The sequence below is a fragment of the Janthinobacterium sp. PLB04 genome (assembly GCF_021165895.1).
GTDB lineage: Bacteria > Pseudomonadota > Gammaproteobacteria > Burkholderiales > Burkholderiaceae_D > Janthinobacterium > Janthinobacterium lividum.
Map to the genome: position 1 here is coordinate 3710522 of NZ_CP088968.1, position 15276 is coordinate 3725797.

Here is a 15276-nt window from a genome sequence, read left to right on the forward strand (position 1 = left end):
GGTGGACAACGTTGCGTGCGCAACGTTATGACTTTCACCATATATAATGCGGGCGCCGAAATTGCCACAAGGCATCTTTTGGCACCTGACATTGAATCGTGGAGAAAATACATGCACCAAACACAACAAACATCGCGCATCGCCATGCTCGCGACCGCCTTTGCCGCCACCATGGCGCTGGCCCAGCCCGCCATCGCCGCCGACGCCGTGGAACTGGCCCCGCTCGATGCGGCCAACCTGTACATCAAGACCATCATCAACCAGGATGAAGCCAGCGTCGCCAAGCTCAACGCCTACCTGCGTCCCACCCGCCTGGCCGGCCACCAGAGCGCCGAATACGCGTCGTACAGCGACATGAAGGAAGCGGACGCCAAATTCCCAACGGAAACGGGCAAGCTGATCGCCGACCTGTTCCCTGCCGCCATGCGCACGGCCGTGACGCCGGCCGCCGAATTGCTGGCGGCGAACGTCATCGCCGCCAAGAAGGGCGCCGCCTGCCAGGCCACCAAGGCGGACCCTGTAACGGTGGAAAACGGCATCCAGACGGCCGCCGTCAGCTTCGAATGCCAGATCGTCAAGGTACCGCTGGCATGGGCACCTGCCGCCCAGCAACTGGCGAAGAGCGGTTGCAAGGTCGAGCAATGCAAGGCTGGCTTGCAAAAGATCGCTGCGACCTACACCAGCTCGTCGAAACAGACGTGGCGCGCCGTATTTGCCGTCAGCCGCGAAAAGAACTCGGAAGCCTGGCGCAACGATTTCGCGCGTGAAACCTTCGATGAAATCTGGGAATATCTGTAATCCTTCACGGATTGATAAACTGCCGATGGATAAGCCCAAACTGACACCAGTCGCCCAGCCCGCAGGCCTGGCATTGCTGCACCTGCTCGCCCCTGAGCATGTGGAGGTCACGCTGGGCGCGCAAGTGCTGGCGCTGGATTTGCCCGCCCTGCACGGCAAGCAATTGCTGGCGCTGCTGCGCCGGCTGCGTGCCGCGCAATCCAACCAGCAGGATTATGCTGGCGCCAGCGTCGAGCAAGCCGAACAGCTGTTTGGCGCCGCCATCGCCGCCGTCAAGACGGAGCTGGCCACGCGCCCGCACACCCCCAACAAGCTGGAAGCGAAGGCCTTGCGCCAGGCGGCCAGGAAGCGTTAATCGAGGCGCAAGCCGGCCGCCAGCAAGGCCATCCCGTGCGCGCTGGCATGCCGGCGCCCTTCTATAATGGGAAGCTCTCTTGTTTCCGCTATTGAAAGACGCCCATGCCCACACGATTTTCCCGCCACGTATTGAACTGCGCTATTCTCGCTTTCTCAGGCTTGGCCGCCATGCAAGCGGCCCAGGCCCAACCTCAGCCGACAGGCCCCATCGACGCGCGCGCCGTGTGGCAGGAACGCTCGCTGTCGGCTTGCCGCAGCGAACAATCGACCACCGCGCCCGACGTGTGCCTGCTGCGCACCATGCAGCGCTCCGGTGCCCGCCCGCAAGCCATCGCCGCCGCCAGGATGCTGGTGAAAGCGAACAATGCCGGCTTCATTTCCGCCTGGCGTCCGCAGGGCAAGGCGGCCCTGGCCACCGTCACCTATCCGTTTCGCGCCAACACGAATGAAGGCACTTTGCTGATCGGCAGCGATGGCGCGGCCATCGATGTCGACGAGAACTCCGTGCGCGAGGAAGACCGCGCCACACCGGCCTGGCGCGCGTTTGCCGCCGCCCATCCAGACTCTGTGCCGTTTGCGCCCGCCGACTTCGTCGGCAGCACGGCCACCAGCGATGGCGGCCAGAGCGTGCTGTTTTCCACGCCCCTGATCACCTGCCACGCCTGCGCCGAGGATGGCGCACTGCTGGTCGCCTACACGATCGACAAGGCGGGAATCGTGCGCGAGCGCAAGCTATTGACGATCAAGTAATGCTGCACCAAAGATAAGATAGAATTGCTTGATGGCATGTCTATACGAGTACATGCCATCGATCCAAACTTACTTATTACAGGAAAACATGCGCCGCTCTTGCCTTGCACTACACCTCACCGCCGCCCTGCTGCTGTCCAGCCCCTTCCACCTCGCCAATGCCGCGCCCGCCGCTACCGCTTCCTCCAGCGCGGCCACCCCGCTCGTCATCGGCGAAAGTTTCAGCATCGATTCACAGGCGCTGAAAGAAAAACGCCACATCAATGTCTACATGGCGCGCGCCTGGGATACGCCGCCCGACGCACCGCTGCCCGTGCTGTACATGCCGGACGGCGGCGTGGCGGAAGATTTCCTGCACGTGGCCGGCTTGCTGCAAGTGTCGGTAGCGAATGGCACGATGCGCCCCTTCATGCTGGTCGGCATGCAAAATACGCAGCGCCGGCGCGACCTGACGGGCCCAACCGGGAATGCGGAAGACCGCAAGATCGCCCCCGTGGTGGGTGGCGCGGCCGCCTACCGGACCTTCATCCGCGATGAGCTGATGCCGGAAATCAAGCGCCGCTACCGCACAACGGGCGAAACGGCCATCGTCGGCGAGTCGCTGGGGGGCCTGTTCGTGGTGGAAACATATTTGCTGGAACCGCAGCTGTTCGACCATTACCTGGCCTTCGACCCCAGCCTGTGGTGGAATCATGGCGCCCTGCCGCGCCAGGCAGCAGCCCTGCTGGCGAAAGGTGCGCCAGGCAAGCACAGCCTGTACATGGCGTCCAGCAGCGAAGCGGGCATCGCCATCGAAGTGCAGCGCCTGGCCGACGTGCTGCAAAAACAGGCGCCGCGCGGCTTACAATGGCACCTGGAAAAGATGCCGGAAGAAACACATGGCACGATCTATCACCCGGCAGCCCTGAAGGCTTTCCGCAGCGTCTTCAAGCCACAGGAAGCGGCCAGACAGTAAGACATGGACAAACTGTAATCTTGCAAGGGGCTCGCCCGCAGGATCGGGCGGGTAAAATCGGCGGCCCTGCTTTTCCCGCCCGAGTCAGATACCCATGAGCTTTTTGCAATTATTGATCCTTTCCATCGTCCAGGGCTTCGCCGAGCTGCTGCCCGTGTCCAGCTCCGCCCACGTCATCATGGCGGAAAAATGGATGGGGCTGGACCCGACGTCGCCGGAGCTGACCATGCTGCTGGTGATGCTGCACACGGGCACCATGTTCGCAGTCATCGTGTATTTCTGGAAATCCTGGCGCGCCACGTACTTCAGTTCGGCCACCGCTTTCCGCAGCAATGTCCTGCTGCTGGCGGCCGCCACGGCCCTGACGGGCATCGTCGGCTTTGGTTTGCTGAAAGGCATTACGCACGTCATGAGCAAGGATGCGCCCGGCTTTGAAATCGAACACCTGTTCGGCAACGCGAAATTGATGGCCGCCGCGCTGGCCGCCGCCGGCGTGCTGATCATCGTTTCCTCGCGCCTGCAAGCGCGCCAGCATGGCACCTTGTCCATCGGCAAGGCGATGGTGATCGGCGCCGTGCAAGGCCTGTGCCTGCCCTTCCGGGGCTTTTCCCGCTCGGGCGCCACCATTTCAGCCGGCATCGCCATGGGCGTGCCGCAGCGCCGCGCCGAGGAATTCAGCTTTGCCCTGGCCGTGGTGCTGACGCCGGCCGTGCTGGTCAAGGAAGGCTGGCGCTTTTACCAGGCCGTCGCGAATGGCAGCCTCGATCATCTGCAACACGGCAACAGCCTGCTGCACCTGCTCGGCCCCAGCCTGCTGGGCATGCTGCTGTCGTTCCTGGCCGGCTTGCTGGCCCTGCGCTGGCTGTCGCGCTGGCTGGAACAGGGCCGCTGGCATTTCTTTGGCGCGTATTGCCTGGCCGCCTCCATGGTCGTGTTGTACGTAGGGTAAAATCGCCGGGTTTACAGCTATACACATCCCAGCCAGTTTTACTGAAAGCCAACGATGAATTTCGCCGCCACCGCCGCCCTCTCGCTTGCCATGTCCACCGATGCCTTCGCGGCCGCAGTGGGCAAAGGCGCCGCCCTGCACAAGCCGCAATGGCGCGAGGCGCTGCGCACGGGCCTGATCTTTGGCGTCATCGAAGCCATCACGCCCATCATCGGCTGGGCCCTGGGCAGCGTGGCCGCGCCGTACGTGGAAGCATGGGACCACTGGATCGCCTTCAGCCTGCTGGGTATCATCGGCTTGCTGATGATACCCAATGCCCTCAGCGATAGCGATGAGGAAGAAGCGCCAGCCCAGTCGCACTCGTTCTGGGTGCTGGCCGTCACCGGCCTGGCCACCAGCATCGACGCCATGGTGGTGGGTGCGGGCTTGGCCTTGCTGGGTGCCAACATCGTCGTGACGGCCGCCGCCATCGGTTTTTCCACCTTCGTCATGGTGACCTTGGGCGTGATGCTGGGCCGCGTGCTGGGCACGGTAGCGGGCCGGCGCGCCGAACTGGTGGGCGGCCTGGTGCTGATCGCCATCGGCTGCGTGATCCTGTACGAGCATATCGGCCATCCGGCAGCCTGAGCCCCGGCACGCCGGCCCCGCCTTCCTTCTCGATAGCCGCGGACGGCCTGCCTGGCGGGCGCGCCGCGCACTGTTGCTGGCGTATGATGACGGGAATCAACTTGGCTCCTACAGCCTGAAAGCAGCGATGATGCAATCGACTAAGCAATTCAAGGAAGGCGATACCGTACGCGTCAAATGTGGCGGTCCGGCAATGACGGTACTGTGCGTCGATGGCGATTACTTCACGGGCGAAGAAAACCGTACGGCTGTCTTTTGCGTGTACGAAAAAGACCAGTTCCTGTTCGAGCAAGCCTATCCCGAGAATGCGCTCGACATCCTCCGCGACGCCTGACGGCAAGCGGCGCAGCCGGCGCCCCGCTTTGTGCTACATTCAATGTTCTGCATTCCTGTCTAGCAAGGTGACCATCATGGAAACTCTTGAGCTGCTTTTTGCCTCGCTGGTGCGCGAAACGGCCGAATCGATACGCGACCACCACGTTCCTTTTGCCATCAAACACGACGAGCGCGCCTATTTCGAGTGGATGGATGGGCATCCGATCAATGGCTATATCCAGGAAGCGTATCGGGAGATCGAGGAAACAGCCCAGCAGATCCGCGCCATTCGCGCTGGATGATGACGCTTGCGACAAACGTCGATACGGTCGTTAAGCTATGCAGTGAACGTATTGACTTAGATCAAACACTCAGCTGTTCCAATCGAATTGATAGCCCAAAGCCGGGACAATCAGGTCTGGAGGCGGGAGACATGGATCAGGAACAAAAACACCAGATCAGGGGCTATGAATTTCATGTTGCGGGGGCTCTGGAGAAGGATGGGCGTTACCGGGGCATGATTTTGATTAGCAAGCGCGGCGACACGCAGCAGGTGTACACCAAGCCCGTGCTGATCGAGACGCCAAGCAGTTTCAAGTCCGTGCATGCGGCCTTGATCGAGGCATCGGCGTATGCCCAGGAACTCATCTATAACGGCGCCATCAAGGCGTTGCTGCCGGCCGATGCGCCGCTCGCAGGAAAAGAGGCGCCGCAGCCGCCGGATTTCGTCGGCAATTGACGCTGGCAAGCCGATCCGGGCACCCTGGGGACGCGTATAATGACGCGCTTTCCCGGACAAAAACTCAACACCATGGAATTTGTGAATTTACCGCTGGTCTTCCTGGTCGGCTGCGCGCTGATCGCTTTACTGGCCAAGAAGAATGGCTATTCGTGGTACCTGTTTTTCTTCGCCATCGCCGTGCCTGCACCATTGCTGCTGCTGGCCTTGCCCCATGTGCTGGGCGTGGAAACCGCTTCGCTGACCGCCGTACGGCTGGGTACCGTCCTGTTCTTCCCCGTGGCCGGCTTGCTGCTGGCCCTGCGGAGGAAGAGCTGACCGGCAAGTTGCCTCAGCCTGCCTGCACGCCATCGGCCAGGCGCCAGCCGACGGACAGCGCCAGTTGCTGCGCCTCTTTTTCGTTGCTGCAATCGTCGTAATCGCAGGTGTCCGCATACGCGCCGCATGCCTGGTTCTGGCTGACATACGAGCCGACCCAGCGGCCATCGCGGCGTTGGCTGGCCGTGGCGCTGATAATAAAACCTTTGTGGGTAGTGGGATTTTCAAACGACATAGTTCCTCCGGTGCAAGAAGCGTCAGGAAGCTGACTGGTCTCCACTGTGCGCCACCTGCCGCCCGCAGTCTGTACGTTTGACCACACACAGAAAGCACGCGCGCGCCTGGCTCGCGGCGCCGGGCGATCGGGTATGATTTCAGCATGTGTGGACGACTCGATCAAAATGACACGGCGCCCGTGCTGGCGTCATCCTTCGGCTGGACCGACGCGGTGTTCGACAGCGAGGCCGAGCCGCACCTGAACGTATCGCCCGGCACTTACCGGCCCGTGCTGCATATCCAGGATGGCGTCCACAGGGTCGATGACGTCTTCTGGGGCTACCGCCCCGCCTGGGCCGCGCAAGCCGTGCCCGCCCCCGGCAAGAAAAAAATCCCCATCGCCATCAATGCCCGCCTGGAAAAACTCGCTGGCGCCTACTGGAAGCCCTTGCTGCGCGCGGGACGCGGTATCGTCAGCGTTTCCGGCTGGTATGAATGGACGGGAGAGAAAGGCAGCAAGCAACCGTGGCACATCCACCGCAAGGACCGCGCTCCCCTGTTCCTGCTGGCGCTGGCCCAGTTCGGGCCGTACAAGCATAACCGCGAGGAAGCCGGCTTCGTGCTGGTGACGGCCGACAGCATGGGCGGCATGGTCGATATCCACGACCGCCGCCCCGTCGCCGTCAGCCTGGAAGACGCGCACCGCTGGCTCGACCCCGCCCTGACGCCGGAGCAGGTGCTGCACCTGGCGCGCACCTGCATGCTGGATGTAGAACTGTTCGAATGGCATGCCGTCGATAATCCGCTGGTGCCGTCTGCCAAACCCAAGCTGCCGCCACCGGCTGCGGCGCAGAGCGCGTTTGACTGGGGAACGGATTAAGCATCCGCTCCTCGACGTTTGCGAAAATGACCAACGGCTACGAATCAAGACCGCCGGAAGATTAAGACCAGCTATCAACAACTGGTGCGTATCGCGGCTCACGCTTTCCTATGCGCGCTGCCTCCGTGCTCCAGGGCATGCGCACAGTTTCGCTTCTCAAACACAGCCCACATCCGCTCGCCATATTTTTTGCAAGTGTTCCGACGTGATAAACAGCAAGGCGAAGCATGAAGCGGGCCACGTCATTGCATCCCCGTGCAGTTGAAAGCTTGACAGCGACGGAGATTCCCGCGATGAGCATGCCATCACGTTCCTCTTCTTGCCCCTTTTCTGCAATGAATGACGCCACATTCATTTCGCCGGGCACCTTCAATTTATTAATTACTTATTACTAATTACCGTAAAAAAAATAACTGCCAGTTCTCAGAGAGACAGCCGCCTTGTATATTCAACTATTTTTAGTTACCATGTGGAAATGTTTGGCAACCATGCAACTGCCAATTCCCATCACCTCACCAAAATATTGGTATCAAAAGGTTATTCTGTGAGAAATAATACCGTAATCAGCACCTTGAGCCTTGCCTTGATTTTCTCCACTCCATTTGCCAGCGCAATAGAATCCGATTCAAACCCCATTTCAAATTTCCTGGGGGCTTTACAGAAAATTGCTGACGGTCCCGGCGCCGCGCCCGCAAAGCGCGCAGAAAGCCCGAGCGACATGAAGTCTGATGACGTATTGCAGAGCATTGCCAATGAACATGGCGCAGATAGCCGCGCTTCGTCCGGCACATGCCGTTATTTGCTGGATGATGATGGCAAGATGCTTATTGCCCAAAAAACGGAAAACTTCCACCAAGTCTCGATATTGGCGCAAATACGTGCGGCCAACGTAGCAGCGTGTTCCCTGCGCGGAGCCGGAGCATCCATTTCGCAAGCAAAAAATGATGTCGGTCAATTACTGACGATTTCTGCGCTCAACGCGAATCAAGCCGATATGGTTACCGAAAATACACTGCGGCACGCGAAATACGCGATTATCCTGCTTAAATTAAATGCGACGGCCAATCAGAATTCTATTTCTGCATTGGAAAATGTGTTTTGGCCGAAAGGCCCCGTAGCTGACTCGAAAGCTTTTGCGGTCATGACGGCGAAAGATGCAGCGACAAAATACATCGCCAATTCATTTGCATTCCTGCGCACCTATTCCAACAAAACCCTGCAGATCAAGGGACGCGTCCAGAGCATCAATGGACATGATGACCGCGCCTCAGTTACTCTCGAGGGTATCATACAGAAAGATATCAATGACCAGGGCTGGCAACATATTGTCGCGTGTAACGTCCAGAGCAAGGATGCATTGGACGATGCAGCACGCATTTCAAAGGGCGACATGATAACCGTTCAGGGCATCTTTACGCCGCGGACATTGCCTGGTGTTTCGCTGGATGACTGCCGCGTTGTCCGATAAATTCAGGCCATGCCTGCCGTCTTCCGCGGGCGCCCTCGCTGTCCCGCCATTCGGCGCAATATAGTTCAATCCAGCCGCGCCAGGCGCCGCCATAGCGCTTCCATCGGCCCCTGGCGAAAATGCCGCAGCCAGTAACGGCTCAGCAGCACCTGCCCCGCCATGATCAACACCGCCAGGCCCAGCATCTCGGCCGGGCGCAGTGTCGCACCCCAGCCCAGACCCGGCCCCTGCAGCAGCCAGGTGCCGATCAAGGATTGCAGCAGATAATTGCTCAGCGCCATGCGGCCCACGGGCGCCAGCCATGCGCCCAGCCAGCGCAGCATGAAAGGACCGGTCAGCATCAGCGCGGCCACATAGCCGGCCGCCAGCACGGGGCCGCCTGCAAACAGGCCCACTTCGAACAGGGCCGTGTCAAACACGGTTTGATACGGATCGGCTACTTGCCACGCGACAGCGCCCGCCGCCAGCAGGTTGAACGGCAAGCCCACGCCCAGTCCCACGGCGCGCACCCGACGCCACAGGCGCTGGTGACGCTGCGGCTGCGTCAGCCAGCCACAACGCACGGACAAGATGCCCAGCAGGAACAACACGATGATATGCGGCAGCATGACGGCGGCGTACAGCAAGGAAACGAGGAAATCGTTGGCGCGCAGCTTGGCGACGGCCCACGCACCGCCTTGCGTGTAGATGGCGTAACGCTCAGCAAAACTGTGCAGGTCGCGCGCGATGCCCGGTGCGCCACCCTGCTGGCCCACGGGAATGAGCAGGCACATGAACAGCAAAAAACCGGCCGCCACCAGCCAGGCGCGGTTGCGCACGCGGCTGAGCCTGGCTGATGCCAGGGGCAGGATCAGCATGCCGGCGATGGCATACGAGGTCAGCACGTCGCCACTCCAGATGAGGAAACCGTGCAGCAGGCCGAATGCCAGCAGCCAGCGCAGCCGGCGTCGATAAGCCGCTCGCGCCTGCTCCCAGCTGCTCAGTTGGCGTTGCAGGGAACGTGTCTGCAAGGCAAAGCCGGCGCCAAACAGAAACGCGAAGATGGGATAGAACTTGAATTGCGCCAGCGCCGCCACCAAAAAAATGACGAGCTGGTCTAGCACGGGCGGCTGCGCCGGCAAGGTGCCATAGCGCAAGGAAATCGTGCCCCAGGCAAAGCCCCATATATTCACCAGCAAGATGCCGAACACGGCAAGGCCGCGCAGCACATCGAGCTGCAGCAACCTGCCGGGCCTGGCGGACATGGAGTTCAGGGGCGCGCCAGGGTGGGGTAATCGGTCACCCGCAGGCTGAAGCCGGAAGCATCCGATTGCAAGCTCGCCTGGCCGCCGAACGGCAAGGTGACCCGGCGGCGGATGTGGCCAAACTCGAGCCCCGTCAGCACGGGCACGGGCAGGCGCTGGCGCACGTAGGCCAGCATGGCGTCGAAATCGTAGCCGTTATCCATGGGACTGAGTTTATACGCGGAAAAATCGCCGAGCACCACGGCTTGCTGGCGGCCAATCACGCCCGCGTGCAGCAGTTGCAGCAGCATGCGTTCGACCCGGTACGGGTGTTCGTTGACGTCTTCCAGGAACAGGATGCCGCCGTCGATTTCCGGGAAATATGGCGTACCGAGCAGATGCACGAGCATGGCCAGGTTGCCGCCCCACAGCTTGCCTTTCAGCTCGACCTGCGGATTGCCCGTTGCCGTGCCCGTGACCGTGTGCGTGGGGCCGGCCAGGCACGACCACATCTGATCGAGCGTAAATTGCTCGGGCTCGTCGCGGATGAAATCGTCGCACATCATGGGGCCGGCAAAGCTGGCGCGGCCCGTCTTGGCCATCAAGCCCATGTGGAAGGCCGTAAAATCGCTGTAGCCGACAAACAGCTTGCCGCTGTCCGCCATGAGGCCGAAATCGATGTCGGGCAGGATGCGGCTGATGCCGTAGCTGCCGCGCAAGGCGATCACCACCTGCACGGCAGGGTCGGCCGCGGCGGCATGGAGCTGCGCCAGGCGGCCCGCATCCGTGCCGCCGAAGCGCTGGAATCTATGTTCGTGATCGTAGTAATTGTGGACGGTGGCGCCTTGCGCCTGCAAGCGGGCGATACCGCGTGCCAAGGCCGCCTCGTCGGGCGCATAACCGCCCGGCGCGACGATGGCGATGCCAATCTCAGGTGTCTTCAAAATATGCCCGGCTAGTCAAGGGGTGGGCGCGCCTGGCTCAAGCTGGCTGGGAGCGCATCTGGGGCGCCATCTTACCTTGCAGATGCACATCGATCAAGGCGAGCAGGCGCTCGATCAGCTGGGGCGGCATGTCGTGCCCCATGCCTTCGATGACTTCCAGCCGGGCGCCCGGGATCAGCGCCGCCGTATCGATGCCGCAGGCGACGGGGATCAGGGGGTCGGCCGCGCCATGGATCACCAGCGCCGGGCAACTGATGCTCGGCAACAAGGCCGTGCGTTCGCCCGAGGCGGCGATGGCCACCATTTGCCGCGCCACGCCTTCCGGGCAACTGCCCCGCTGCAGCGCCGCTTCGATGCGCTGGTACAGCAATTTTTCCGAGACGGGATAGGCGGGACTGCCGATGACGCGCACGGTGGCGGCCATGTGCGCCATCAGTTCGGCGCGGCTGGCGTTGCGTTTCGGGCGTTGCAATAGAGCGTTGCGCGCGGCCCGCGTGGGGCCGGGCAAGCCGCGCCGGCCGCTGCTCGACATGATGGACGTCAAACTGAGCACCTGCTGCGGCGCGCGCGCCGCCATCACTTGCGCGATCATGCCGCCCATCGACACGCCGATCACATGCGCCTGGGCAATGCGCAGGGCCGCCAGCAAGCCCAGCGCGTCTTCGGCCATGTCATTCAAGGTGTAGGAAGTTTTCAGGGGCCAGCCGACCAGGTTTTTCACATAGGCCAGCGGCAGATAGGGTTTGCCCGCCAGCGCCATCTTGCTAGACAGGCCGCTGTCGCGGTTGTCGAAACGCAAGACGCGAAACCCTTGCTCGACGATGCCTTCGACGAAGTCCGCCGGCCAGGCAATCAATTGCATGCCCAGGCCCATGACCAGCAGCACGCACGGATCGTTGGGGTCGCCGTGGCTCTCATAAGCTATGTTGAGGCCGTTCGCCATGATGGTTGCCATGATTGCCTCTCTTCCAGGAACCAGCACGCAGGCACGATCGCTGCGGCCTTGTAATCAGCATACCACTATTGTGCTTCAGACATGAGACCGGCACACGGCACTCAGCTGAAGTGTTGCCGCGCCGGTACGGCGCGCGGCAACGGTGACGAATCAACGGTGCTGCTTACTTGGCTTTAGGCAAGGAATCGGCCAGGTCGACCCAGCTTTGCGGCTGCGGTTTGCCCCGTTCGCGCACGCCGAAGAAGGAGACCACTTGCGTGCCTTCCTTGTCGAAGAACTCGACGGAGGTGACTCCGCCGCGCTTGACGACCCAGCCGCTGCGCAGGGCCGTGTCGCGGATGTGCAGGTTGAAGTCCGGGTCCAGCACGTTGAAGAAGCCGCCGGCGGCCATGGTTTTCTCGATCTTGCCGCTGTAGATCTGCGTCAAGCCTTCGTTGCCCAGGAACACCATGATGGCGACCTTGTCCTTTGCCGCGTTTTCCAGCAGGGTACGCAGCGCTTCGGGCGTCACGCGCTCGACCACGCCGGCCGGCGCCAGGCGCAGGGCCTGTTCGCGCGACAGGTGGAATTCACGCATGATTTGCGCAAACTGGTGCACGTCCGTCATGTCTTTCCAGGCCAGCTGGAATTCCTTGACATCGATCTCGGCATCCGGCTTTTCCGCCGCCTTCGGCGCCACGGCCAGCACGTTCAGCTCCGCGCTCTGCTGCGGCAGGCGGAACGTCGCCACCAATTTATCGTAGACAGCCACGCCCGGCTCGTTGCGCAGGTAGATCTTGTGCACGGCCGTGCCGTTGGCGTCAAAAAACTGCAGGCTGCGCGTCGGCTTGCCATCGCGGCCGGCCTGTTCCACGGCAAATGCGTATTTCCAGTTTTCAAAGTGGAAACGCAGGTCGATCTGGCCGCCCAGGTAGCCGCCGGCAATATTGCGCTGGCGTGCTTCCGTTTCCGGATCCTGCTTGGCGTCGGCCTGTTCCGACTTGTCGCCCGCCTGCTTGAATTTGCTGGCAACGCCCGTCGTTTCGATCACGCCATTTTCATTGCGCGTGATGGCTTGCACGATGCCCAGGTCCAGCGCGGCGCGCATGATTTCGCGCGGCTGGTTGCCGTCGGCCTGCAGGCGCGTGACGCCCTTGCCGATATTGGTTGCCAGCAATTGCGCTTCGGACACGCCCAGCGCGCGCGCCGCGTCGCGGATCTGCAGCTTCGGCTGCTCCGTGCGCAAGGTGGACCAGCGTTCCGCCAAAGTGGCTGGGGCCGCATATGCGTTTGCGATCAGCAGGCTGCCTAGCAGGGATAGAACGAGTTTGGATAACTTCATAGAGAGACCATTCAATCAAACATGGAAAAAAAGAGGGGCAAGCACCCCTCCCCGGTAAAAATCAATAGTTGATGCTGAGGCTGGCGGCGACGTTGCGGCCCGGCTTGGCGTAGCGCTCGATCTCCGCGCGGCTGGCCACCGTGGTGCCGGCGGACAGGCTGCGCGCAGCGGCGTAATCCCAGTACTTGCGGTCCGTCAAGTTGTACACGCCGACGATGATCTTGGCGTTCTTGTGCACGTTCCAGTAGGTCGACAGGTCGAAGATGGTATACGACGGCACCTTGAAACGCGGCGCCGTCGTGCCCATCAGCAAGTCGTTCGGCGCCTGTTTCTCGCCGGCATGCAAGGCCGTCAGCTCCAGGCCGAACAGCTGGTTCGCATGGTCGTAGCCGAAGGTCAGCGCCGTCTTGGGCGGCGCCACCGAGGCCAGGCCGCCGCTCTGGCCCGTCTGGGTATTGAAGGAGCGGCCCTTGGCCACGCCCGTGGCCAGGTCGACGCGGTAGCCCTGCATGGCAGGCGACCAGGCACCCAGCTCCGCGCGCAAGCTCAGCTCGCCGCCCCAGGTGCGGGCATCGCCGATGTTTTCCGGACGGAACAGACCCTGTACGATGGTGGGGAAATTGACCGGATCGTCTTCCTGCGCCACATACTCGATCATGTTCTTGTATTCCGTCTGGTAGACGGAGGCGTGCATGCTCAAGCCCTTGACGATATCGCCCTTCAAGCCCAGCTCGTAGGCCTGGCTGGTTTCCTTGCGCAGATTCGCATTGCCCAGCACGGCATAACCGGTGCCCGTGCCCGTATAGCTGAAGGAATCATAGGTGCCCGTGCGCTCGGCCGCCGTCGGCAAGCGTGTGCCGCGCGTCACGGTGGCATAGGCATTCATCTGCGGCAGCACTTCCACGGACAGGCTCAGGCTCGGCGTGAAATAGGTATCGCTTTCCTTGCGCACTTCCTTGGCGGCATTGGGCACGGCGATCACATAGTTTTGCAGGTTTTTCGGTTCCAGCTTGCGGTAGTCGGCGCGCAGGCCCGGCGTCAGCACGGCTTTCTTGCCGCCCAGGTTAAAACTGAGGTCGTCGCGCACGTACAGGGCCAGCTTGGTGCTGTCCATGTCGGCCATACGGTTCTTGCGCGTGATCTGGTGCACGCCTGTGGCGATGATGGTGCGGTCTTCCACCCATGGACGGCGCGATTTGCTTTGCTCCAGCTGCACGCCGTACAGCAGCGCATTGTCGGCATTGACTTGCTTGAACGCTTCCGACGTCAGGCCGATGCTGTCATTTTTGAAGCTGGTATCGATGGTCCGCTGGGACGGGCTGCCGAAGGTATAGCGGCCTTGCGTCTGGTCATCGATTTTCGCATTCTGCAGATACACCTTCGACGTCAGGCGGTCGAACAGGGCGAAGTCTTTCAGTGCCACATCGTGGCCCAGGCTGACGCGCGTGCGCTTGGTGGTGGAATCCTGCTGCACGCCCGTCGGATAATACGTGCTGACCTTGTTGCGCAGATCGCGCTTGTTCTTGCGCTCGAACATGTCAACCGTCAAGTCCAGCTTTTGTTCGCCCGGCAAGGCCCACACCAGCTTGGACAGCAAGGCGTTCGAATGCCAGTCGTCCGGATTGACGGGGGCGCTGCCGCGGCTGTCCGTCTGCTCGCCATCGCGGTGCACGTACACGGCCAGGCCTTGCAGATTGGCGCCGATCTTGGCGGCACCCGTCAATGTGTGCGCATTGCTGCGGTCGGCCGTGGCACGGCCGTATTTATACGCCACGTAATGGTCCACGCCTGCGCCCAGGTAATCCTCGGGCGACTTGGTGATGAACGCCACGCTGCCGCCCAGGCCAGGATTGGAGCCGCTGGCGGCCGTCGTGCCCGAATCGATGCGCACCTCGCGGAAAGTTTCAGGATCGAAATAGTCACGCCCCGTGCCGAAGGCGTTCAAGGTGGTGCCGTCCGGCTTCGGCGCCGCATCCGGCAGGGAAATGCCATCCACGTCCAGGCTGACCCGGTTGCCTTCCATGCCGCGGATGTTGTAGCCCGTGTTGCCCGAACCATCCCACACGCTGCCGGCGCCCGATGCCGCCATTGGCGTGCTGATCAGTGGCTGGTAGCGCACGATGCCTGCCATGTCGCTGACGCCACGGCGCTCCAGGTCGTCGCTGCGGATCACCGTCTTGGTGCCGGCGCGGCGCTCGTAATCCTGTTTGGCATTGACGACGATTTCCGGGAAGACAGGCAGCTTGGCCGGTTCCTGGGCGGCCGTGCCCGCGTTGATGGCGGCCGTTTGGGCCACGGCAGGCAGCAGCGGCGCTGCAAACAGGCCCAGCAAGGCGGCGCGCAGCACCAGGTTGTGGCGGCGGGCCGGCAGGCAAGATGAAGATACAACGGGCGCAGCGAAGCGCTGCAGAGGCACAGTAGTCATGATGATCCGGTCTAAGAGTAAAGGCTGGCTCTTGAA

At 61.8% G+C, this 15276-nt stretch carries 18 protein-coding genes; 12 read left to right on the plus strand and 6 right to left on the minus strand.

The genetic code is table 11. The annotated features are described in order from the left end of the window. Positions 1-111: 111 nt before the first annotated feature. From LSO07_RS16450 to LSO07_RS16495, 10 genes are all read left to right on the plus strand, one after another. On the plus strand, positions 112-798 hold the full coding sequence (locus LSO07_RS16450) for a hypothetical protein (RefSeq protein ID WP_151095480.1): 687 nt from the start codon (positions 112-114) through the stop codon (positions 796-798). Positions 799-823: 25 nt separating this feature from the next. Then, positions 824-1153 (plus strand): hypothetical protein, encoded by a 330-nt coding sequence (locus tag LSO07_RS16455; protein WP_151095483.1) that lies wholly within the window; start codon positions 824-826, stop codon positions 1151-1153. A 170-nt stretch (positions 1154-1323) separates the two neighbouring features. Continuing rightward, positions 1324-1905, plus strand: a complete 582-nt coding sequence (locus LSO07_RS16460) for a hypothetical protein (RefSeq protein WP_151095486.1) — start codon at positions 1324-1326, stop codon at positions 1903-1905. 88 nt (positions 1906-1993) lie between these two features. Next, a complete protein-coding gene (locus LSO07_RS16465) occupies positions 1994-2860 on the plus strand; it encodes an alpha/beta hydrolase (RefSeq protein ID WP_151095489.1) in 867 nt (288 codons plus the stop codon). A 94-nt stretch (positions 2861-2954) separates the two neighbouring features. Beyond that, on the plus strand, positions 2955-3809 hold the full coding sequence (locus tag LSO07_RS16470) for an undecaprenyl-diphosphate phosphatase (protein ID WP_151095492.1): 855 nt from the start codon (positions 2955-2957) through the stop codon (positions 3807-3809). Positions 3810-3863: 54 nt separating this feature from the next. Beyond that, positions 3864-4436, plus strand: a complete 573-nt coding sequence (mntP, locus tag LSO07_RS16475) for a manganese efflux pump MntP (RefSeq protein WP_151095495.1) — start codon at positions 3864-3866, stop codon at positions 4434-4436. A gap of 127 nt (positions 4437-4563) precedes the next feature. Continuing rightward, a complete protein-coding gene (locus LSO07_RS16480; protein ID WP_151095498.1) occupies positions 4564-4770 on the plus strand; it encodes a DUF2158 domain-containing protein in 207 nt (68 codons plus the stop codon). Between the two features lie 76 nt (positions 4771-4846). After that, positions 4847-5053 carry a hypothetical protein gene (locus tag LSO07_RS16485; RefSeq protein WP_070259409.1) on the plus strand — a complete coding sequence of 69 codons (207 nt, stop codon included), beginning with the start codon at positions 4847-4849 and terminating at the stop codon, positions 5051-5053. A gap of 215 nt (positions 5054-5268) precedes the next feature. Beyond that, complete coding sequence (locus tag LSO07_RS16490) at positions 5269-5490, plus strand: hypothetical protein (RefSeq protein WP_151095501.1); 222 nt, start codon at positions 5269-5271, stop codon at positions 5488-5490. A gap of 39 nt (positions 5491-5529) precedes the next feature. Beyond that, positions 5530-5808, plus strand: a complete 279-nt coding sequence (locus LSO07_RS16495; RefSeq protein ID WP_151095504.1) for a hypothetical protein — start codon at positions 5530-5532, stop codon at positions 5806-5808. A gap of 13 nt (positions 5809-5821) precedes the next feature. Here the strand turns inward: LSO07_RS16495 and LSO07_RS16500 are convergent, their stop codons facing one another. Then, the gene (locus LSO07_RS16500; protein WP_070279728.1) at positions 5822-6043 is read right to left on the minus strand and encodes a hypothetical protein; all 222 of its coding nucleotides are present in this window, start codon (positions 6041-6043) and stop codon (positions 5822-5824) included. A gap of 144 nt (positions 6044-6187) precedes the next feature. On the opposite strand from LSO07_RS16500, the gene LSO07_RS16505 reads away from it, so the two are divergent. Both LSO07_RS16505 and LSO07_RS16510 read left to right on the plus strand, forming a co-directional pair. Further along, positions 6188-6904, plus strand: coding sequence for an SOS response-associated peptidase (locus LSO07_RS16505; RefSeq protein ID WP_151095507.1), 717 nt, complete (start codon positions 6188-6190; stop codon positions 6902-6904). A gap of 475 nt (positions 6905-7379) precedes the next feature. Continuing rightward, a complete protein-coding gene (locus tag LSO07_RS16510; protein ID WP_151095510.1) occupies positions 7380-8372 on the plus strand; it encodes an OB-fold protein in 993 nt (330 codons plus the stop codon). Positions 8373-8437: 65 nt separating this feature from the next. On the opposite strand, the gene LSO07_RS16515 is transcribed toward LSO07_RS16510, so the two are convergent. The 5 genes from LSO07_RS16515 to LSO07_RS16535 all read right to left on the minus strand — a co-directional run bounded on the left by LSO07_RS16515 (position 8438) and on the right by LSO07_RS16535 (position 15240). Continuing rightward, complete coding sequence (locus LSO07_RS16515) at positions 8438-9616, minus strand: DUF418 domain-containing protein (protein ID WP_151095513.1); 1179 nt, start codon at positions 9614-9616, stop codon at positions 8438-8440. 5 nt (positions 9617-9621) lie between these two features. After that, positions 9622-10539 carry a muramoyltetrapeptide carboxypeptidase gene (ldcA, locus tag LSO07_RS16520; RefSeq protein WP_151095516.1) on the minus strand — a complete coding sequence of 306 codons (918 nt, stop codon included), beginning with the start codon at positions 10537-10539 and terminating at the stop codon, positions 9622-9624. Between the two features lie 37 nt (positions 10540-10576). Beyond that, positions 10577-11494 (minus strand): alpha/beta fold hydrolase, encoded by a 918-nt coding sequence (locus tag LSO07_RS16525; RefSeq protein WP_070259397.1) that lies wholly within the window; start codon positions 11492-11494, stop codon positions 10577-10579. A gap of 163 nt (positions 11495-11657) precedes the next feature. After that, entirely contained in the window at positions 11658-12815 is a 1158-nt protein-coding gene (locus LSO07_RS16530) for a hemin-degrading factor (protein WP_034785915.1), read from the minus strand. 61 nt (positions 12816-12876) lie between these two features. Further along, positions 12877-15240 carry a TonB-dependent hemoglobin/transferrin/lactoferrin family receptor gene (locus LSO07_RS16535; RefSeq protein WP_151095519.1) on the minus strand — a complete coding sequence of 788 codons (2364 nt, stop codon included), beginning with the start codon at positions 15238-15240 and terminating at the stop codon, positions 12877-12879. Positions 15241-15276: the final 36 nt, after the last annotated feature.

Coding starts and splice junctions, on each gene's coding strand:
- LSO07_RS16450 (WP_151095480.1), top strand. CDS start 112: ATGCACCAAACACAACAAACATCGCGCATCGCCATGCTCGCGACCGCC.
- LSO07_RS16455 (WP_151095483.1), top strand. CDS start 824: ATGGATAAGCCCAAACTGACACCAGTCGCCCAGCCCGCAGGCCTGGCA.
- LSO07_RS16460 (WP_151095486.1), top strand. CDS start 1,324: ATGCAAGCGGCCCAGGCCCAACCTCAGCCGACAGGCCCCATCGACGCG.
- LSO07_RS16465 (WP_151095489.1), top strand. CDS start 1,994: ATGCGCCGCTCTTGCCTTGCACTACACCTCACCGCCGCCCTGCTGCTG.
- LSO07_RS16470 (WP_151095492.1), top strand. CDS start 2,955: ATGAGCTTTTTGCAATTATTGATCCTTTCCATCGTCCAGGGCTTCGCC.
- mntP (WP_151095495.1), top strand. CDS start 3,864: ATGAATTTCGCCGCCACCGCCGCCCTCTCGCTTGCCATGTCCACCGAT.
- LSO07_RS16480 (WP_151095498.1), top strand. CDS start 4,564: ATGATGCAATCGACTAAGCAATTCAAGGAAGGCGATACCGTACGCGTC.
- LSO07_RS16485 (WP_070259409.1), top strand. CDS start 4,847: ATGGAAACTCTTGAGCTGCTTTTTGCCTCGCTGGTGCGCGAAACGGCC.
- LSO07_RS16490 (WP_151095501.1), top strand. CDS start 5,269: ATGATTTTGATTAGCAAGCGCGGCGACACGCAGCAGGTGTACACCAAG.
- LSO07_RS16495 (WP_151095504.1), top strand. CDS start 5,530: ATGACGCGCTTTCCCGGACAAAAACTCAACACCATGGAATTTGTGAAT.
- LSO07_RS16500 (WP_070279728.1), bottom strand. CDS start 6,043: ATGTCGTTTGAAAATCCCACTACCCACAAAGGTTTTATTATCAGCGCC.
- LSO07_RS16505 (WP_151095507.1), top strand. CDS start 6,188: ATGTGTGGACGACTCGATCAAAATGACACGGCGCCCGTGCTGGCGTCA.
- LSO07_RS16510 (WP_151095510.1), top strand. CDS start 7,380: ATGTTTGGCAACCATGCAACTGCCAATTCCCATCACCTCACCAAAATA.
- LSO07_RS16515 (WP_151095513.1), bottom strand. CDS start 9,616: ATGTCCGCCAGGCCCGGCAGGTTGCTGCAGCTCGATGTGCTGCGCGGC.
- LSO07_RS16525 (WP_070259397.1), bottom strand. CDS start 11,494: ATGGCAACCATCATGGCGAACGGCCTCAACATAGCTTATGAGAGCCAC.
- LSO07_RS16530 (WP_034785915.1), bottom strand. CDS start 12,815: ATGAAGTTATCCAAACTCGTTCTATCCCTGCTAGGCAGCCTGCTGATC.
- LSO07_RS16535 (WP_151095519.1), bottom strand. CDS start 15,240: ATGACTACTGTGCCTCTGCAGCGCTTCGCTGCGCCCGTTGTATCTTCA.